At 36.2% G+C, this 20,733-nt stretch carries 20 protein-coding genes and 1 pseudogene; 20 read left to right on the plus strand and 1 reads right to left on the minus strand.

Going from position 1 to position 20,733, the window contains the following annotated elements; translation table 11 throughout:
- The first annotated feature begins 35 nt into the window (after nucleotides 1-35).
- From spoIVB to KQI_RS0105180, 12 genes and pseudogenes are all read left to right on the plus strand, one after another.
- Nucleotides 36-1,190, plus strand: coding sequence for a SpoIVB peptidase (spoIVB, locus tag KQI_RS0105115; RefSeq protein WP_010345655.1), 1,155 nt, complete (start codon nucleotides 36-38; stop codon nucleotides 1,188-1,190).
- Between the two features lie 216 nt (nucleotides 1,191-1,406).
- Nucleotides 1,407-2,210 carry a sporulation transcription factor Spo0A gene (gene spo0A / locus KQI_RS0105120; protein WP_010345656.1) on the plus strand — a complete coding sequence of 268 codons (804 nt, stop codon included), beginning with the start codon at nucleotides 1,407-1,409 and terminating at the stop codon, nucleotides 2,208-2,210.
- A 161-nt stretch (nucleotides 2,211-2,371) separates the two neighbouring features.
- A complete protein-coding gene (locus tag KQI_RS0105125; protein ID WP_010345657.1) occupies nucleotides 2,372-3,349 on the plus strand; it encodes a tyrosine-type recombinase/integrase in 978 nt (325 codons plus the stop codon).
- 138 nt (nucleotides 3,350-3,487) lie between these two features.
- Nucleotides 3,488-3,667, plus strand: a pseudogene (locus tag KQI_RS27710) (magnesium chelatase domain-containing protein); the annotation flags it as partial.
- Between the two features lie 495 nt (nucleotides 3,668-4,162).
- Entirely contained in the window at nucleotides 4,163-5,503 is a 1,341-nt protein-coding gene (locus KQI_RS0105140; RefSeq protein WP_010345659.1) for an AbiJ-related protein, read from the plus strand.
- 49 nt (nucleotides 5,504-5,552) lie between these two features.
- On the plus strand, nucleotides 5,553-6,071 hold the full coding sequence (locus KQI_RS0105145; RefSeq protein ID WP_010345660.1) for a hypothetical protein: 519 nt from the start codon (nucleotides 5,553-5,555) through the stop codon (nucleotides 6,069-6,071).
- Nucleotides 6,072-6,108: 37 nt separating this feature from the next.
- A complete protein-coding gene (locus tag KQI_RS0105150; RefSeq protein ID WP_010345661.1) occupies nucleotides 6,109-6,324 on the plus strand; it encodes a hypothetical protein in 216 nt (71 codons plus the stop codon).
- Between the two features lie 67 nt (nucleotides 6,325-6,391).
- Nucleotides 6,392-6,832 (plus strand): hypothetical protein, encoded by a 441-nt coding sequence (locus KQI_RS0105155; protein ID WP_010345663.1) that lies wholly within the window; start codon nucleotides 6,392-6,394, stop codon nucleotides 6,830-6,832.
- Nucleotides 6,833-6,920: 88 nt separating this feature from the next.
- Nucleotides 6,921-7,229, plus strand: a complete 309-nt coding sequence (locus KQI_RS26655; protein ID WP_010345664.1) for a cyclic-phosphate processing receiver domain-containing protein — start codon at nucleotides 6,921-6,923, stop codon at nucleotides 7,227-7,229.
- A gap of 35 nt (nucleotides 7,230-7,264) precedes the next feature.
- Complete coding sequence (locus KQI_RS0105165) at nucleotides 7,265-7,882, plus strand: BAR domain-containing protein (RefSeq protein WP_010345665.1); 618 nt, start codon at nucleotides 7,265-7,267, stop codon at nucleotides 7,880-7,882.
- A gap of 36 nt (nucleotides 7,883-7,918) precedes the next feature.
- Nucleotides 7,919-8,530 carry a DUF2971 domain-containing protein gene (locus KQI_RS0105170; RefSeq protein WP_010345666.1) on the plus strand — a complete coding sequence of 204 codons (612 nt, stop codon included), beginning with the start codon at nucleotides 7,919-7,921 and terminating at the stop codon, nucleotides 8,528-8,530.
- A gap of 726 nt (nucleotides 8,531-9,256) precedes the next feature.
- Entirely contained in the window at nucleotides 9,257-9,481 is a 225-nt protein-coding gene (locus KQI_RS0105180) for a hypothetical protein (RefSeq protein ID WP_010345668.1), read from the plus strand.
- Nucleotides 9,482-9,585: 104 nt separating this feature from the next.
- Here KQI_RS0105180 and KQI_RS0105185 read toward each other — a convergent pair whose 3' ends face one another.
- A complete protein-coding gene (locus KQI_RS0105185; RefSeq protein WP_010345669.1) occupies nucleotides 9,586-10,323 on the minus strand; it encodes a hypothetical protein in 738 nt (245 codons plus the stop codon).
- 425 nt (nucleotides 10,324-10,748) lie between these two features.
- Between KQI_RS0105185 and KQI_RS0105195 the strand changes: the two genes are divergently transcribed.
- The 8 genes from KQI_RS0105195 (at nucleotide 10,749) to KQI_RS29765 (ending at nucleotide 20,701) form a co-directional block, all read left to right on the plus strand.
- Complete coding sequence (locus KQI_RS0105195) at nucleotides 10,749-11,219, plus strand: hypothetical protein (RefSeq protein ID WP_010345671.1); 471 nt, start codon at nucleotides 10,749-10,751, stop codon at nucleotides 11,217-11,219.
- Between the two features lie 50 nt (nucleotides 11,220-11,269).
- Nucleotides 11,270-11,719: a copper amine oxidase N-terminal domain-containing protein gene (locus KQI_RS0105200; RefSeq protein ID WP_010345673.1), complete on the plus strand. Its 450-nt coding sequence runs from the start codon at nucleotides 11,270-11,272 to the stop codon at nucleotides 11,717-11,719.
- 891 nt (nucleotides 11,720-12,610) lie between these two features.
- Complete coding sequence (locus KQI_RS0105205) at nucleotides 12,611-13,465, plus strand: tyrosine-type recombinase/integrase (protein ID WP_010345674.1); 855 nt, start codon at nucleotides 12,611-12,613, stop codon at nucleotides 13,463-13,465.
- Between the two features lie 554 nt (nucleotides 13,466-14,019).
- Nucleotides 14,020-15,420, plus strand: a complete 1,401-nt coding sequence (locus KQI_RS0105210) for a helix-turn-helix domain-containing protein (protein WP_010345676.1) — start codon at nucleotides 14,020-14,022, stop codon at nucleotides 15,418-15,420.
- Nucleotides 15,421-16,357: 937 nt separating this feature from the next.
- Nucleotides 16,358-17,773 carry a helix-turn-helix domain-containing protein gene (locus KQI_RS0105215; RefSeq protein WP_010345678.1) on the plus strand — a complete coding sequence of 472 codons (1,416 nt, stop codon included), beginning with the start codon at nucleotides 16,358-16,360 and terminating at the stop codon, nucleotides 17,771-17,773.
- A 448-nt stretch (nucleotides 17,774-18,221) separates the two neighbouring features.
- Nucleotides 18,222-19,454: a WXG100 family type VII secretion target gene (locus tag KQI_RS0105220; protein ID WP_010345679.1), complete on the plus strand. Its 1,233-nt coding sequence runs from the start codon at nucleotides 18,222-18,224 to the stop codon at nucleotides 19,452-19,454.
- 18 nt (nucleotides 19,455-19,472) lie between these two features.
- Nucleotides 19,473-19,763, plus strand: coding sequence for a hypothetical protein (locus KQI_RS0105225; RefSeq protein WP_010345680.1), 291 nt, complete (start codon nucleotides 19,473-19,475; stop codon nucleotides 19,761-19,763).
- Nucleotides 19,764-20,479: 716 nt separating this feature from the next.
- Nucleotides 20,480-20,701, plus strand: coding sequence for a DUF5659 domain-containing protein (locus KQI_RS29765; RefSeq protein ID WP_411830905.1), 222 nt, complete (start codon nucleotides 20,480-20,482; stop codon nucleotides 20,699-20,701).
- Nucleotides 20,702-20,733 lie beyond the last annotated feature (32 nt).

Below are 20,733 nucleotides of genomic sequence, written 5' to 3' on the forward strand. Positions count from 1 at the left end.
GTCAAGCGAAAGAAGCAAAGGGAGCGTGACAGCCATTGAATTTTTACTCCAGGATCAAATTGCTCGGTCTTTTGCTTGTTTTTCTTATGTGTTCTTTTGGTAACGCTAAGTATGTGCATGCAGCGCTGCCTTCACAAGCTTCTTTGGATTGGTTCGGCTCCAAAAGCACGAGGACAGCTCAAGAGAGCGTGATTCCCGATTTAAAAGTATATCCGGGAGGACAGACGATTGGGGTCAAGGTAAAATCCTCAGGAGTGCTTGTCGTCGGTCACCATGTCATCCAGGAAAGTAATGATCGCAAGGTGTCGCCTGGAGAGACAGCAGGAATTCGTTTGGGGGACCGGATTACGCATATGAACGGCAAGCCGCTGAATAGCTTGGCGAAGGTTGCAGAGGCGGTAGATGAAGCAGGTAAGAACAAAAAGCCGCTTGACATCACGCTTTGTCGAGGGGAGCAGACGATTTCCACCAAGCTAACACCAGCTTATGATTCAGACGATAAAGCGTGGCGGCTAGGATTGTACATTAGAGACTCGGCTGCGGGTGTAGGTACTTTAACGTTTTACGCTCCAGATCAGGGTGTTTACGGGGCCTTAGGGCATGTAATTACGGACATGAATACTCAAACCCCTATTGTCGTAGGGAGCGGAGAGATTGTGCAGTCCAATGTGACGTCAATTGCAAAAAGTCAAAGTGGGGAGCCTGGAGAAAAGCGCGCTCATTTTCTGAAAGATCATCGGATATTAGGTAACATTGAACGTAATACAAACTTCGGAATTTTTGGGAAAATGTCCGATGAGCCGCAATATGGCTTATATTCAAAGCCCATTCCAGTGGCTCTTGCCAATGAAGTAAAGGAAGGACCCGCAGAAATATTGACCGTACTCGAAGGTCAGCAGATTCAACGGTTTAAAGCAGAGATTGTGCACATTTCTCAACAGGACAAACCGGCAACCAAAGGACTTGTGATCCGTATTATAGATCCAAAACTGCTGGAGAAGACTGGAGGGATTGTACAAGGCATGAGCGGTAGTCCAATTATTCAAAATGGCAAGCTTATCGGGGCAGTGACACATGTATTTGTAAACGATCCGAAATCAGGCTACGGTTGCTTTATCGAATGGATGCTGCGTGATGCAGGAATCATGCAAAATAATGTGAGCATGACAACTAATCTTAAGGCGAGCTAGTGGCCCTAAGATTTTTTTGTCGAAAAACTGGGGATTAACTCATAAAAGCAAGATAAAAATTTAATTATAATGGAAACAATAAAAAAAATAAATAAAAATAATTTTCGACAGAAGGAATTCATAATTCGATGTCGAAATCATATACTCCGACAAGAAATATTTGTATACTGTAAACAGAAATCCCAACGGATTAACACTCAATAAGGAGGAAGTACATTGCAAAAAATTGAGGTATTGTTGGCTGATGACAACCGGGAGTTTACGAATTTGCTTGCTGAATATATTTCCGATCAGGAGGATATGGAAGTTACAGGAATCGCCTATAACGGTGAAGAAGTGCTTCAACGCATCGCAGAATCCCGCAACATACCTGATGTACTTATTTTAGATATTATTATGCCTCATCTGGATGGTCTCGGTGTATTGGAGCGTTTAAGAGAAATGAACCTGACTCCACAGCCAAAAATCATTATGCTGACTGCATTCGGTCAAGAAAATATTACACAGAGAGCCGTACAGCTCGGGGCATCTTATTATATTTTAAAGCCGTTTGACATGGAAGTGCTTGCCAGCCGTGTTCGCCAATTGGTGGGGCCACAGCTAGTCAGCAACAGTCCAGTGACCGTTTCATCCATGCGTTCCAATGTCGTGCCGATGGGCAAGACCAAGAATCTGGACGCGAGTATTACGGCCATCATTCACGAAATCGGTGTACCCGCTCATATTAAGGGCTATCAATATTTACGCGAAGCCATTACGATGGTGTACAATAATATCGAAATTTTAGGTGCGATCACCAAAACATTATATCCGGCAATCGCCGAAAAATTCAAAACGACGGCATCCCGCGTGGAACGCGCCATTCGTCATGCTATCGAGGTAGCATGGACACGTGGCAATATCGACAGCATCTCCCACCTGTTCGGCTACACCATTAATATCTCCAAATCCAAGCCAACCAACTCAGAGTTTATTGCGATGGTGGCAGATAAGCTGCGGATTGAGAATAAGGTGTCCTGAACGTAAGCGTGGTAAGGCTTGAGCCTGAAGGTGAAACCAACCAATTCTTCATTTTGCTGTGAAGGTTTGGCAGTGAAAACCAATAATATATTTACGAGTATATGTATGAATCCATCAATTGATTGGTCAAGTAATTTGGCAAATCAGGAGGTGGATTTTTTATGTTTTCGAAGATTACATTCCAAATTGAAAATTTTATGTTGTATTGTACAAGCCGTAATCTTGCAAAAAGAACATTAGCCAGCTACGAGCAAACACTAAAATTATTTGCAGTGTATCTGGAACGAGAACATCAGACTACAGATTTTAAAGAGGTGGGAAGCGGACATATCCGAATGTACGTAAAGTATGTGCAAGATAGGGGGAAATACTCGGTTGTTTCGAGAGAGGAATCAAGAAACTCAAATCATCCTGAGTTAAGAGGTGATTATAATAAGCCTGTATCAGCAACGACAATTGCAAATTACGTTCGGAATATCAAAGTGTTTTTTAATTGGTTTCATACTATTGAGAGGGAGATACAAAAAAATCCAGTTGGACAAATAGCACTTCCAAAAGTTGAGAGAAAGCAAAAGCACACATTAAGTGAATCGGAGATTGTTTTAATTTTACGACAATTCGATACTACAAAGTTCCATGGCTATCGCAATTGGATGATCTTCCGTCTGCTACTCGATACTGGAATGCGAATTAATGAATGTGTAAATCTGGAACCGAAACACATTGACTTTAATAAACGAGCAATCCTTATAGTCAAACCCAAAAATAAGCAGCAAAGATTCGTTTACTTTTCATCAAAATTGAGTATGGAGCTGAAAAATTGGCTGAAACATCGTGATCGCTATAAAGAGTCGCAATGGTTATTTCCCACAACCAAGGGTACGCAGTTGGATGTACGAAACTATGAATATGCGCTAAGACAAGCTGGTAAGGCTATCGGGTTAAATGTACATCCTCATCAGTTAAGAAATAATTATGCGAAGTACTATATTTTGGCAGGTGGTGATTGGTTTACTTTGAGTCGTATCTTAGGTCATGCTTCTGTGGAGACTACGCAAAAAGCATACCTCGACTTCACCGATGATGAGGTGAGAGGAAAAGCTCAACTGCATAGTCCACTGAATACACTTAAAATTTAACAAGAGTGGGGAAGTAGAAAGTGAATTTTAACAATATTGCCGCCAAATACGATGAACTTGTCTTAATAGAGGAATAACTACTCAAATAAGCAAAAGTATGTGAGGACATGATAGGACACTGCATACAGGATGCTGTAACCAGTGGGGGAAAGGACGTTGTTTATTGGCGAGCTGGCGCTGGATGGTAGCATTCGTCCTGTGAACAGGGTGCTGTCCATGGTGGATCTGGCAAAGCGGGAAGGGTTCCATTCGGTGCTGCTTCCTGAGGAAAATGCGGGGGAGGCACGTCTGATCAAAATTCTTATGATATACATTATCACGTAGTTGTGAGAGTTGTTTTACATACGTGATAATGCTGCATAATATCCTTCTAATGGGATACGTTATCACGTTTGTAAAACTGTTTCATAACAAATCTAATTAAAGGAGTTATACACACATGGACAAAATAATTGTACGCTACAGCATTCTTCGTAACAATGGATTTGGAAAGTTTATTCTAGAGAAAAAACTGCAACTGTGAATTGTGAAATGAGCTTAAAAGATTACGAATATCATCAGGATAACATAGTAAGTGAGATAAGCTCAAACGAGAGTGTTAAGCCAACACAGGTGAGAGTTACGGGAGTTTTGAGAACTTCCATATTCATAATATAATAACAGCCTTAGAACGAACGTGAGAGCGTCTAAAGAGTATATCATTGTAAAGTGTACGGAATCAAAAAAATTATACTCGAACGTGTGCTGATATATGGTATATTGTTCCTATTATTAAAGATTTATTTCATCATTATTCAGATTTCGAGGTGAAAAATGAATCATATAGAGTTAGTTCAACATATAGCATCTTTTCTAGCATCTGAGGTGAAATCATACGATATACCAGACATCTGTTCTAGTTACGGCTTAGACTATGGTGAAGAAAGCGAGGCCTTTGCGGGTAAGTCTAAATATGTAGAACGTAGACTAAGAGGTAAAGATCAATTATTTCTAATTGATTTAGCCAAGAGAGTGGCAAAAGATTATAATTCTGTTGATTTAAATAGAATGCTGAATACGATCTCTCCAAGGGGAATATTTAATATCACACAGATAACAAGAAAAAACATTATGAAAGAAATATTGTCGCTAGGGTACATTGAAGGTGATATGAATTTAATTGACTTTCTGAAGAGAACATGGGATTTAGATTCCATGCCTTCAACAGATTCGAGGTTTTTTAATGCAACTGGGGACATAACTCAGCACATGATCGCAAATGATGATTGGTCATTTCAGGAATTATTTGAAGATGTTCTTGAGATTTATAATATTACAGATGAAAAATTTATTCGTTTCACAGAACAAATTGTCCATCCGCGTGTCAGAAGCGAGGTTGATCCTCAATTTATTGAAAAATTGAATTATCATTTAGTTAAAGATGGATACAAAATGCAAGTGACCTCACAGATATCAGGTTATCCATTATACACCATTATAAAAACTACTAAAGGTGTTAAAGGAGAATTCAAAAATCTTATATTCGCTGCAGATGGCCCTAAACCTGAAATTGTTATAAGCGATTCGATTAATAATGAGATAGCTATAGTCAAAAATCAAGAGTTTTGTCTAGTATATGATCTGCCAATATTGGAAGGATTATTGTGGAGAGAATTAGTAACTTGGTGGGGAGATAGGCAATCTGAGGAGGAAGGAATAAATGTTGAACGAGCGATGTACAAGCGTTTGATTAGGTCATTAGATAAAGGGCCAGAAAGAAACTTTTTTAAATTTTATTTCAAGCACTTTAGAGAAAGAATGGGTAATAGTTTACCTGCTTTGATACCTCAAGTATATCTTCATTATGACCCCTATGTTACTAAAATAGTACCGAATGAAACACGCTTAGTGAGACAACGAATGGACTTTTTATTGCTATTACCAAATAACGTTCGAATTGTAATCGAGATTGATGGTAAACAACACTATTCTTCTGAAGATAATAAACCAAACCCTAAGAAATATGCTGAGATGATGAAAGCTGATAGAGATCTTAGACTTTTAGGGTATGAAGTTTTCAGATTCGGAGGATTTGAATTTATAAATGAAAACAGTGTAGATAAAATGGTGCTTGATTTTTTTAGTAAGCTCTTTTTAAGGTATGAGATCAATTGAAATAACTATTTCACCAAAAACGCATGTATTACTAAAAAGGGGCATTCGTATGAATGATAAAAATTTATGGAATGCACTTAATCCCGGTTCTCATTCATATGATACATTTGGGGAAAGAGTAGAGAGTTTGGAGAATTATATAAAGAGAGTTTCCGATTTGGGTTTAGATATTCCTACTGATGTAATCGAACAATGGATTTATCGACATTACGAATATATTGATGCTCGTTATATCAGCCTTGGAATTGAAAAAATGAAATTTGAAAGGGAAATATGGGATACTGATAAGGTCTATTCTAAAATCAATACATTTGAATTCGATGAACTTGGTGGAATGGGGCATAATGTATATAAGGAAGAAAACTGGCTGATCAGATTTATGCTTAAAAATCGTACATGGCCCAAACCCATTATTGTTCTAGAAAATAATAAATTTCTTTCTTGGGGAACCCCCTATCATTTGCTTGAAGGTCATCAAAGATTGGATTTTCTTAGAGAAATTTATCAAGAAGAAAGAGATACATTAAAGGATCGACATGAGATTTGGGTTGTAAAACTAATCAATTGACTGTTTTATTATTTTAATTTGAAATGGAGTGGTAGAAGTGGAAAAAGATAATAGAGGTTTGGAAAAAATCGCTTCCTTATATCAGACACAATCTGTCGAAGTTGCTAATAAATATATTGGGGAAGGTTGGATTTTGCTTAATATCCATACGACTGACTACGGACATCCCGTAGAACGCCACCAAGAAACTGTTTTCACTCTTGGTTGGAATAGTGAAAAAGGGGAAGTGAAGTTGCCAAAGAACCGTTTTTAATTTTCCTTCTGAGTTAATAGGGGATATGTGGAATAACAAACGAAATAAAATGGGAGGATAGGATGTATTGAAGACAACTCATGTGGGAGAAATCCGAAAATTGGTGCGTAGACAGGTCGGAACTATTAATACGAAGTTTGAGTTGAATCTAGCGGTAAAAGAAGAAAAGCTGGAGAAGGGATTTCAAATGGTAGCAGACGCTCCTGAGATAATTATTTATGATCCCAATGAGATAAAAGATGTATTTAACAACCCGCGCTTTTTTGATCAGGCTGGCGTGTCGACAATAGCCAATTTAATAAAGATTCTAATTGCACACGAAACTGGACACTTAATTGATTATAAGAGAAATAGTTTTCTTTTTTATAACAAAGGCCATGAAGAACAAATGGAGTTAAATGCATGGAAGATAGGCGAGCAATACATTGATGATGAAATTAGAAGTGAATATGAAACATTTAAGGATTTTTCATTAGATTCATACCGTAGATCAAACAAATTTAAGTAATAGAATAAAAGATGTGTTTTAAATGAAAGGTGTGCGACCATGACAAATAAGATTAATCTCTACGTAGACGACCTCAGAGACTGTCCAGATGGCTTTGTGGTCGCTCGCACATACTATGAAGCAATACATATCCTTGAAACCAGAATTTCTTACGTTAGACCATGATCTAGGCGAAGATGTTGATGGCAAAGAGCTACCTAATGGATATGACTTGGTGAAGTACTTCTGTGAGCATGGATTGAGGGCTGATAAGATTTATTTACATACAGACAACCCAGTGGGACGCAAGAATATGTATGAGACTTTGTTGGCAGCTCAACGGAGAGGGTTTATCGATGAGGTAATTGAAATTTATCATTATCCTATAACGGTGAATAAGTATTCTGGTAGCTGGTAAGTTAAAGGCATGTTTTATCTTGGAGAGGTGAACTTATGATAAAAATGAATCTACTACAAAACGGGACTGATTCTCTTAAATCTGCATATGATAAAATGCAAAAGTTGAACGAATTAGAGGAGGGGCTAGATCATTATCTTAAAGATATTGTGTTCTTCCTTAATCACGGAATTGAAATTTTATTTAAGCTTGTCTTGAAAAATAAGGGAGAAGAACTGATTTTCTCTAATATAAAAAAGTACAACATTGCAAAAGAGGAGCAGATTAGAACGGAAAGGGATAATGTTTTTCAAGTAAATCCAAATTTAAAGACAGTTTCATTGATGGAGGCAATTGAAAAGTGCAAAAAAAATGAATTCGAAATAAGTGATGAGTACGATAATTCATTGATTTATCTCAATAAAATGAGAAATCAATTTATGCATTATGAAATCGAAATTTCTGATGAGGAAATGTTAAGATTGTTAATCAAATTGCAATTAGTTTATGAGTTAAGCTTAGAATTTTTCTCTAAATATATCAATAAACTTAATGAACATATTGATAATGCAAGATTTGAGGTGGAAATTGATGATCATGGTGACATACTGGCTGAATTGCAAAAAGAAGCTGACTATGAACATTATTTAGAAGAAATGATGGGATTGGAATAAAATGAAAGTTAGATCAAAATGTAAGGAGAATTATCAATGGCCTATACCTCTAAAGAATGGTTGAATAGAATAAGAAGCAGGACAGACATGAGTAGTTATTTATTTCATTTAACTAAATCCAATGATTTTCTTGATGGCAAAGATGTATTGTTGAAAATTTTGCAAGAGAAAACTTTGATTGGCAGCAAAAACTCTGGTTACATCATAGGTAAAAATAAGGCAGTTTGCTTTCAAGATGTCCCTCCATATAGCCTCTCTCAGAATTGTTTCCATGAACAGCAAATTAGAAAACTCAACAGTTGGTCAAAGATTAGGTATAAACCTATTGGTTTGGCATTTCCTAAGCATTATGTTTACCAAAAAGGTGGGCGACCAGTTATTTACGATGAATCATCTCTAGCAAAGGAATATCTACCAGAAGAAGAATGGTGGAGAATTGTTGATTTTGACTTGACAGATAAAAGTAAAATAACCGATTGGACTCATGAAAGAGAATGGAGAGTAAAGGGTGATTTTACTTTTGATCTTTCTAAAGCAGTAATTCTTCTTCCAACGAGCAAAAATTATAAGGAATTTTTAGATAGAGCGCCCGATTCTCTTTTAAAGGGGATAGCTGGTGTTGTCTTGTTAGATCCTGTTTTATCATAAAATGTAGATTTTAAAATATCAACAATCGCTATTTTAAAGCTATAATTCAGCTCTAAATAGCAATCTTTAATGAATATGATATTCAACAAATAAGCCTAGATAAATTTCTAGGCTCTTTGCCGTATCTATGTAGGTGATGATTGTAGGTTATTCTCCTGTTTCCTCGAACTGCATCAATACAGATATGTCTTTAATGTTCGGGGCTTTAATATCCTATGAACGATACTCAAAATCAAAATGTAAAAGAGTCATTTTATCATCATAATAAGCACTATAACGTTGACAATACATCCTATTAAATCAATCAAGGAGTGATAACCATGTATAAATGTGGACGACTCATAAGGGGTAAACTTTTCTTACAGACTTGGGATGGTCAATTAATCAGTCTGAAAGTGCTGGCTCAGGCTGACAGAAAGGCTATGTAACATCATTTGTAGACGATTGGTGAAAGGGGCGGCAGGGAAGGATGTAAGGCTTGAGAGAAGATTAGAGATTAGGAAGCAACTTACTATGATTCGACGTGTAAAGAGGAAACTGAAACAAGAGAGAAAGTGCATATAGTTCAGGGAGCGTCAAATTTAGCCCCCCTTGATATGTAACTAAGCGCCTAGCGATAGGGGCTTTTTTGTTACCAATATTATAGGTCGTTGCTGATAAAAAGATGATGATGTATAATTAAACATAAATAGATATTTTTACAATACTATAAAAGGAGCTGGATTAATGAATAGGAGAGCGGCTGGAGTCTCATTTTGTTTTATAGCATCTATATTGTTTGTCTCTAGATATTTTATTGTAACAAGTGGTGTAGTAAATTACGCTGATTCGCCATTGGATATAGCATTGGATAGGTTAAAAGGACATGATGTTCTACTCGTGCTAAGTATTATATCTTTAATCATAGGAGTTACTTATATCATTATTGGGGAAGTAAAAAAAGATAAATAAATGCTTATCATCAAGTAGACAACAATAATCTGTACTATGATCTCTTAACTGTCTGGCACAAGAAAATAAGGAGGTTATCCCTATTTAGAATAACCTCCCTCTGATTAATTAATAGGAGCAGTTTTAACGGTTAAGATACCATCAGTACGACCACTAACTTCCCTTGCGATGTATATCTCAGTGTATTTATTTGTTCTTACTGAGCCGTTTAACGAATAGTATTCTTTCAAATAACCGAAAGATTTATCCATAATAGGTGTAAATTCAGCCCAACTCATATAATTAGGTCTTATAGTAGTGGTTGTTGTATCAGAAAAAGTAGTTGTTTTAGACCAGCCACCTCCTAAAGTTCCTGTAACAGCATTTTTGTGCTCATAGGAAAGACTAATATTTGCTTGCCATGTCTGACTTGTAGAAGAGGAAATTGCTCTTGTAGCATTATCTTGAGTGCGGTTATATACATATGGGGAAACACGTTTTCTAAGAGAATCCATAGGAACAGCAGATTTGAATGTGGATTGTTCATATCGCCAATAGTATTCGTTAATTGCATTTGGTGTAATAGCACCGTTATTTTGTGAATTTTTTTGGCTAGAATCTTTGTCTAACTCTAATTGTGCGCTCTTGTTAGCCTCTTCTTCTTGAGCTTTATAAGCTTGGAGTTCTTCTTTGCTAAGTTCAACTAATCCATTGTCAGTTACACGATATGCTTGAACAATTTCACCTTCAACTGCTGGTTTTGCTGAAATAGAATCATTACTAGATGTGGCGTGTACACCTGTAGGAAGTAACATTAATCCAACTAAAAGCAGGCTTGAAAATTTCGCTACTAATTTCTTCATTTTTTTCCTCCTTTTTCAATATACAGCTAGTATATTTATTTTATATACCTATAGTCAACCTGAAAAAGGAATTATAGTCCATATATACTATGTTTTTGATGCAAAAGAACTGGAAATTTAATGGTAAAAAATGAAAGTGAAAGATTTAATGAAATTCTTTTATTGCTTGGAGTGAATTGGAAAACAATAAATAATTATGCCGATGGATCTACTATACTTATCCAAAATAATATGGGGAATTATCCCTATCTGTTATATTATAAGGAAGTGTGAAAAAGAGCAAAAACAGCTAAGGAGGGTTATATTTTATTGTCTGATAAACCAGACATTTATTCTAGGGACGGATTTAAGATAAAGAAGACATACTCAATAAGAAGATTTATTCAAAGACAATCAATTCATAGTATTGGAGATGTTGATATAAAATGAATCAAAACAAGTTACACACAATGACCTACACACTAAACAGCGGTATTAAAGGAACTGTCAATCTGTCCAGTAAACAAATACAGGACTGGATAGAATCGTATCGTGTAGGAAGTAAATATGTAACAACAGTAGGCAAAGAACATTTTGGTTTAAACCCAGAGCTTGTAGCAGATTTCAAGGTACATAATGAATTTTCAGAGCAGAGGGAACATGTAGCAGCAATACAACCTACAGCAGCAAGCAAGGCCACTGAGCAGTTAGCAAGTGCATACAGCCAGCACAAGGTATTGATTCAGGTAGAATGTAAATGTGGAGCTTCATATATAGAAGGATCAGCGTACAAGAGGAACAAGTGGGGCTGTAAAAAATGCGGTGATATTGTGTTTTTGGATGGAAAGAAAGACATGGTGGATACAGTAAAAAGTAAAGCGTGGTATATGACTAATAGGTATTTCGTGGAGAGGTGATGAGGATTTAACGTGTGTCGGTTGAAAAAAATAATTAAGGGTGATTTGTAATGAAAAGAAATCTTATCATATTGTTTTTGATGCTATTAATAGCAGCAGTTTTTTCTGGAGCGATTTATGCTGAAGATGTATCCAAACCTAAAGTATATGTTAATAATGAGAGACTTGATTCTGAAACTTTTATTGCCTATTCTGGAGTAACAATGGTTCCATTTCGTGATATCTTCGCAAGATATGACATGGAAGTTAAATGGGATAACGTTCAAAAAATAGTACTCGCTTCAAGTAAGGACGGTTCTATTGTAATAAAATTGGCTCAGGATAGTAACGATGGTTATGTGAATAACAAAAAGTATAACCTGACGCAATCCCCGGCTTTAGTCAATGGAGTTTTATATGTGAATCTTAGGTTCATTAGTGAATCAATAGGTGCGAAAGTAAATTATGATAAACCATCACTTTCTATACACATAACTCTCCCTAAAGTTGAAACAGAATAGAGACTTTGCCCCGGACTATTCCGGGGTTATTTTTTTTGCATTGAACTAATTTTAAGGGATCAACAGTTACAGTTCGTGAGGTTAGAGAGGTAAAGTTGAGTTTCTTCTATGTATATAGAACCAACTTGATAGAGTGAAAATACATGAAAATAACACTTCCACTCCGCTATTCGTGTTACGATTCACGATACGTGTGTGCTGTGTTTAAAAACGTAGATAAATAAAGGGTTTTCCAATTTTAGATTTTTAGCAATTTAATTTATAAAAATCGAATAATCCGTTGATGTATCAAGCTTTTTTACACACTATTTCTCGATACCTACGATTGAAACCACGATGCAAAGTAATTCTTCACGAATCCCTTTATTTATCTATTCTTTTGCTGTTTTTACGATATGGTGCGATGTAAATATATTCAGGTACAATTTTGAACCACAATGACTCAAAAAACCATATGGAATATGGAATTTATGAACATAAGGCCAAGTTTCACGATTGAGCTTCGATACGGGTGTCGATGCAGGTTATCTCTATAGTGCGCTCAAAGTTGGGCATACCCCTATAATGGTTAACACAGCGTCAACTAGTATATCGACTTCGAAATTTTCTAAGTTGGTCATTGGGTTGGATGCGATGTCGCAACTATTCATATGAGTGATAACCAATTTGGTTAATATCGTCTTGAATTTCAAGATGGTTATTTTTGACCGACCATTGTTCGGGCAGAACGTTGTATAATTAATAATTTTCATCAATTTTAGTAATGCCACATAATGTAGATTATGTTGCAAAATGAATGGGATAACAGTATAATTAGAGTATAAAATGCAACATAATTTATAAGGAATCTCCTCAAATTGAATGCAACATAATTGTATGGGAGTGGTGAAGATGATCCAAGCTTTTGAAGAATACTTACGGCAGAATGAAAAAAGTCCGAATACGATTAAAAGTTACATACTTAATGTAAGTGGATTTGTGAAATGGTTTGATGAGAGCAAAGGAATAGAGTTCAAGAAGCTGCATAGAGAGAATGTGAAGGATTACATAAGTTACCTCAAAACAGTGAAGAAGCTTGCCCCTGTTTCCATTAATGCTAAAATCAGCGCACTCATCAAGTTTAACGATTACTTGATTGAATCAGGAGTACAGACAGAGGCTGCAATTAATAAAAAGGATATGTTAAAGATTCAACGTCAATATGCTTCACTGGCTACTGTTGGACTTGCTGACGTTGAGAAGTTCAGACAATTGGTGCTGGAACATGAGTCAAAACGTAACTATGCTATCGTGTCATTGTTGGCCTACTGTGGACTACGGATTAGTGAAGCTCTAAATGTCGGCATGAATGATTTTAATCTGACTTCAAGAGAGTTAATCGTATCTGAAGGCAAAGGAAAGAAGACTAGAACTGTGTTTATGGGAGACAAGGCGAGCACAGCTATACAAAGTTGGATTAAAGATCGCTCAGACAAAGGTATTACAAGTGATTATCTGTTCCCAAGTAACAGAGGAGGTAAATTAGATAGAACCGTTATTAATAAGCTTTTCAATAAATATTCAGCTATTGTTGGAAAGGAAATAACTCCTCACGATCTGAGGCATTTCTTTTGTTCTTATGCGTTAGAAAGTGATATGTCAGTCCATGAAGTAGCGAATCAAGCAGGGCATAGTAACATTCATACTACGCTCTTGTATGCTAATCCTACAAAGCAAAAGATGATTGAGAAGATGAACAGACTCTAAATTTATGTGTGTACATTACGTACACTTTACAAGCCTAGATAATATGTCTAGGCTTGTATTGCATCTGCTGATCAATATCGATAGATACAGAATATACGGTGGGGGGTATTTTACATCTGAAACAACACTTTAATTTCCAAATATACCCCAAGCACATCTACTCCGACACTCATGTTATTTTTCGACTCGATACAGTTTCGTATTCCTGAAGGTTGCTTATATGCTACACATCAAGTTTAAGATGAATCCATAGATAAATCACAATGAAATATGAACATAACTATTCAATCTGGTGACTTTGTATTAGATGAGTTGTATTCTGATTTTCCACAATAAACTATACATAAGCAAAATGATGATATCCTTAATCACGAAGTCTTTATAAACTACCCAAAAAGGTATCTTAAGTAAATATCTGAAAGGTATATGATTTTGTTCCAGAATATGGTACAATTATGAGCAATTAAACCGCCATTTTACTACTTGTTTCAAAATTACATAATTTTTTTAACTATGCATTTATAGTGAGTTTACGCTGAAAGGGTGGTTTATACATGAAAATCACACCTACGATACGGGCAGAAGTTCAAACATATCTGATACGAAAAGGCTTAAGTATGACTGAGTTTGGTCACATCATTGATTTAAATGTAGGTACTGTTAGCGGCATCATCACAGGCAATCGTTCTATTTCTGTTCACCAACTGGACAGCATTACTGCGGGGATGAATGTACCACCTGACTATTTTTATGAACGTTACATTGAAGAATGTATTGAGGAAGAACCGCTGAACTGGCGAAGAATTAGCCCTTTTTTGTACCGATGCGTGGAGCTTGACCGACTTGATTGCTTGCGACGAGTTGTAGGTATGTTGCTAGATAATCCTGTTTATCTTCCTTCACTTTTTAAAGTAGCCGAGGATTCTTTTAAAAAAGGTTATAATGAAGCAGCGGCGTTCCTTTATGAAAATGTAGCAGTAGGGGAAAAGAGTCAACATTCGGATAGATTTGTAATTTGCCAGTATCGTTTGTTTATAATTCGTGTTGGAGACGATCAAGAGAAAAACTATGATGCAGCCATTCAATTCGAGCCTTATGTTGAACGTTTGGATGAAATAGATCAGCTTGATGCATTGAAGGAATTGGCGAATACATACCGATCATTGCGTCGATGGAATAAAGTAGAAGAAGTAGTTCAAATCTTAGAGGATAAAACCAAAATTCAATACTTTAAAGAACGTCCTCAGAAGAGTACAAGGCAAGAAGAAGAGAAGAAGCCTAGCCGACCGCTATTTGCATATCTTGCCTTCTCTCAATTACTTCATGCTAGTGTATATGAAGCATATGGTGACTATGAAGCAGCATTAAGATACACCTATGCTTATGCCGATTTAAGTTGGGTAAAGGAGACGGATGAAGAAACGCAAGATTGGAAAAAACGATTTCAAGAGTGGGCGCAAGCCAACATTTACGCATATAAATTATTGTCTGGAGAAGTAAGTGTACTCCCCGATTATTTATCTTACGCTAGTTCACATAAAAATGAGGTTCTACCTACATTGATAAACATAATTGAGGCAGCTAATCAATATGATTTTAATGTAGATGATGTACTCAAGCAGTTTGAATCAGAAATTCAGTCTTTATTGGAACAACAAAAAAGCGTAGGCGTGTACACTCGGCAATTTGTTTCGGAGCGATTCACTCATTTTTTAAAAGAATTAGCTGATTACAACTTTCGTAAAACAACGTATCATAATGGTTTTAAATATTTAATCAACTGTTTGGAAATATCTTCTGCAATTAATAATAAGTCATGTATAATTAAGTGTGTCAAGTTATTCGAGAGATATAGAAAAGAGGCATCGTCCGAAACAATAATTTCCTACCAAACTTTGATTGATGAGGTGAACGAAGATGAGAAAAAAATTACCAATAATCGTTCTGGTCACTAGCTTAATGTTGGTGTTGGTTGTTCCAAGTCAATTTCCAGTACAAGTAAATAAATCTATCACAACTCAAGAGACGCACGGAGGGATGTAATCATTCCTAATATGGATCAATGGGAAACAAGGTGGCACACTGTATATAATCAGTTTAGTGGAAGGCTAGATGGGATTTTCCATCTAGTCTTTTTTGTATTTGCTGAAACTTGCTAGATGTATTGTCGAGCTAGAAAGGATTTATGGTTGAGAGATGGAAGCGCTAATACAGAAGGTAGCAATTAACACACATATGTAATTGGTGAGTCAAATAATTTTACTCACCAAAAAACACAAACCGATATTGCTCAGGAACTTGGTATCACGAAACAGCAGTTACATAACTACAAGTAGACTTGAAGTCAGCAAGATATTAATGTGGATTGTGCATCTAGACAAGCCTAGACGATTATGTCAAGGTTTCTTTGTTTTTAATATCCATATATTATAATTGAATTAAAATGAGGGGGGATTTACACCTAAAAAACCTCTCTTTAATTTTCCAGAATTCCTCCTAGCACATGCCTTTCCATACTGAAGTTAATTTTTGACTCGATACCATCCTAAATATCGTGAAGGTTACTTATATGCTATGCATCGAATCTAAGGTGAATCTACTGATAAATTACAAATGATTATGAGTATAACTATTCAATCAGGTGACTTTGTATTGGATCAGTTGTATTATGATTTTCCAAATAAATTATACATAAGCAAAATGATGATACCTTTAACCATGAAATTATCGGAAACCATCCAAAAAGGTATCTTGAACTCAAATATGAAAGGTATATGATTTTATTCTAAAAAATGGTATGATATTGCGGAAAGCCTATACAATCATCAGATTGTAATAGTCCTTTTTTATGAGTTGATATCCTACAAGTTCCTGATAAGGGGTGGTTATAGCATGAAGCATACACCTACGATTTCGGCAGAGTTTGAAGACTATTTGAAACAAAATAATATGACGTTGGCTCAATTTGCAGAAAATTCTGGGGTTCATCAAAGAACACTTAGTAATTGGATTACTCAGCATCGTCCTGTTTCCGTGCAGCAGCTTGACCGAATTACTTTAGCAATGGGCTTACCGGAAGGCTACTTTTACAACCTTTACATAGAAAACTACATCATTAACCGTTCCCCCAATATGCGCCGAATTGAACCATTGTTATATCGTTGTGCGGAACTGGACAAGCTGGATGCGATCCGTCGTATGATTGGACAGATCATGGACAATCTGCTGTATTCGCCCAGACTATTTTATATTGCAGAAGAATTATTTTCACAGGGACAATATGCTGCTGCGCTGCCGATCTATGAGAATGTGGCGGAAGTGGAAAAGTATCAGCATTCTGAACGCTTGGCAGTCTGTCAATATCGTATATTCACAATTCATATTGGTGACGATCAGAACCGCAATTTCAGAGCAGCTACGTTATTAGAGGCTTTTGTTGAGCGCCTAGATGAAATAGACCAACTTGATGCGTTAAAGGATTTGGCAAACTTGTACAGATCTTTGCGTAAATGGGACAAGGTTGACGAAATGGCAAGGAAAATGAGAGAAAAAGCGGAAGTCCAATATTCAATGAAGCATCAGCAGAAGAATCGTAAGAGCAGGGAGCATGAAAAGGAAACGAGGGGGCCGTTATTTGGATACATTGCTTATGCTGATCTGTTGTGTGCCAGTGTCTGTGAAGCCCAAGGCGATTATCAACAGGCTCTACAATATACGTATGCCTACGCTAATTTAGATTGGGTCATAGAGAAGGATGAGAATACTTTACACTGGATAAAGCTGTTTCAAGATTGGGCGGATTGTAATATTTACGTTAATAAGCTCCTGTCTGGAGATACAAGTGTGCTTCCAGATTATATTGAATACATTGCTGCATCAAAAGTCGATAAAGAAATGGTTACTAAGCTGTTGAACGTAATGTTTGCTGCTAATCGATTTCAGTTAGATGTTAATCACGTACTAGAGTGTTTTGAAACGCTTATTGATTCCTTTGTCAAACTGGGACAGTCATCATCTGACATGTATACTAAGCAAGTCATACCAGAGCAGCTTGCCCGATTTGAATACGAGTTAGCTTACTATTATTTGTATCGGTCGATGTATAACGATGGCTTTAAATACTTGATGTATGCAATGCTAAAGTCGGATATAATAAATAATGAGACTTACTTTATAAATTGTATGGGTCTGTTTTTACATTTTCAGGATTATGCCGTTCCAGAAACTAAAACGGGATTTCTAAAACTTATTGAAAAGGTGTGGTTAAAAAATGTTAAAAAAAATGGTACTGCTGATCGCCGCAGCTAGTTTTTTGTTTATTGTTACCGTGCCTGTTCAGTCGCATAGTCACATCCAACTTCAAGATCAAGTGGGAGGATTTTAAACGTGTAACCAATTTTTGAAAAAGGGCGTTGAAATAATGTACTCTAAGATGATTATTGGTGGGAGCTAATAAGTTCAACCAATGAAATTTTGGGGTGCATTTTATTTTATATGAGCAAATAATATTCATCGAAAGAAGAATAGGGAATAATCCCCTGTCCAAAACAGAAGCGGATATTGCTCACGAACTGAATATGAAAAACAATTACATAACACTTCCTGAATTGCAGGATATGGTTGTCGTTATGCACTATAAGGCCTTTAGACATAGGTAGAAAGGTTAATTCTTCATATAACAATTAGGAATTAAGATGGTTTTCCATAAATTTGAATAGTGTTATTATGTCATAACGAACTCAAACAGAGGTATATTATGACAACCATTAAAGTGACACCAGAACAGCTTATGTCTGTATCTAAGCAATTTGAGCTTGCACAACAAACGGTAACTCAAATGAATAGTAATTTAGTACAACAAATTTCATCTATGGGGCAATTGTGGGAAGGACTGACTAAAGAACATTTTTACTATTCCTTCCAGACCTCTCAGAAGAATATGGCTGACTTTGTTAGCCTGACGGATTCTATTGCAAAAGAACTACGCCATCATGCAGATAAATTCAGATTAGCTGACCTGATGGAAGCAGGTAACATTGACGCAAGTTGTTTACCACCTCCACCGAATTCATGTGCTGTTCCTGCCCCAGATACACGAAATGCGTTTCAGAAATCGGCAGATAGTTTATTGGAACTTGGTCAAGATTTCATGAACGCTGCTGAGGAAAGGTATGAAAAACGCTATGATTCATTAGGAGGATTTTTAGACTATTGGACATTTGGTATTCCGAAAGGTCTGTATCAAGGATATGCGGAGCGAGCATCCAAGCAGTTTGATTCAGCAAATGATTTTTTTAACTTCTGGACTTTTGGTGTACATGGAACGATCAGAGAAGCTATATTCCCTACAAATGCCTGGTCAAAGGAACACTGGGCTAATATGATCGGTACAGCAGGATTATTTGGAGGAGTTAGCTCAGTAATCAAGCCAAAGATTAGTTTGAAATCTTCATTTAAGTATAAGGGGGCAGTGGACTTACGACAAATTTCTTCAGAGGGTTTGCGTAATGAATTGCCATTAACGGATGTCCAAAAAACGGAGATAATTCAATATACTAAATCACTAAACTTTCCTGAGGATAACATAATAATAAGTAAAGCTGGCTATTATGATGATTGGAATACAGGTATGATGTACGATAGATTTATTATAAATACAGATGTATTACCTGCAGAGCATACAGGAGTTGGAACCTTAAGTGCTAACTCGCGTGTGTCATCCAAGGCAACGATTGCACATGAAATTGTGGGACACTATGAGGCATATAAGGCAGGGAAAGCATTTGAATTATATGATGTTACTCCAGATACATTTAAAAGAAATTTTGCGCTAGATGAAGCTCAAGCTAGTATAAGAGCAGCAAGGTTTGCTCCCGATTTAACATCAATAGAAAGGATGACGCTACTGAGGGATGCCATAACCCGATTAAAAAGTGCTGATTTGCGTATACGTGATGTAAAGGGAGAACTTTATATTGAAGAGAGATAAAAGGGGATAGTTTGAAATATGAAAAAAATAATGGATGCTAGTTTGGCTTTTGAGTCAAAAGATGAAGGAACAATCATAGTAGGAACAAACAAAGAATTGGATCATTTAACCTACCCAGAAATAAAAAAAATCATAGGAGATAAAATTCTTATTAAAAATGCAGATAAAAATGAGGTGATATTGAACGTTAGCTCAATTCAAATTTCAACTTCGATGGCTGAAAGAAAAAATATTGGTATTTGTATTGGTAAGTTAGCATCTCCTGACCTTGTTCAAGTGGGGGCAAGTATTTATAGTTTGGAAGATTAATGAATTATGGTGGAAGAGACGAAGGATAGATAGTCAGTGTTAAGCTTACTCCTTTAACAATAAAATGGGAGTGAGCTTTTTTATAGTTGTCCAATCTGAATAAAGGGGGATGGTATTTGCATACACCTTGCTTCAAACGAAGGTGCGTTGAATTTAACTCACCATGCTCCAATACCACCGTGACATATTGTTTTGCTTGAGCGCAGGTAATAAAGCAGAAGGAACAATGGTTCATCTGAAAGATTTGACTGATACAATTGGCGAGAATGAATTGAGCAATCTGCCCAACAAAATAGCGAACTGGAATTTTCCCTTCCTTTATATATGCATATTTCAGTAATAATAAATCATTGTAGCTAAAAGTATATCAATATAGTATATAAAATATATATTGACATGAATCTATCTATAAACTATACTGAAATAGTGACTGATAAATATAACGATGGAGAAAAGGAGATACAAAATGAGGCGGAGATAAAATAGTTTCAGGTAAACAAAAGTTAAGTAGTAGAAAGATAATACATATTGCATTACCAACGATAGCATTAAATTTAAAAGTAGATTTACAACACAGCAAGTCGACAAAAATGAATACTAGATTGATGGATAAGTCAAAACAAGATTGTGGAGATTGGTTTGTTTGTTCTGTCAAATTGGATCGTTAAGTTTATTTGTTGTGCGATCTTTGAAAACTGGATATCAAAAAGACGGGAGTGGTCTATATTTCTAATGGGACAACTGTCATTCATTCGCGAAAACTATCTCTTTATCTTCAATTAAAGGGATTTATGCTGATTGCTGTGAGTGACGATTTAAAAAGTGACAGGAATGTTTATTTGTTTTGCTCTAGTGAACGCTTACAACAGGCAATGGCAGATTATAAAACCGATCATGAGTTTCATGAGTATGCCAGCAGAATGCCAGTAAGGGGCTAAACCAATACATTCCAATCATTCTATTCCAACAT

The organism is Paenibacillus peoriae KCTC 3763, from assembly GCF_000236805.1.
Classification (GTDB): Bacteria; Bacillota; Bacilli; order Paenibacillales; family Paenibacillaceae; genus Paenibacillus; species Paenibacillus peoriae.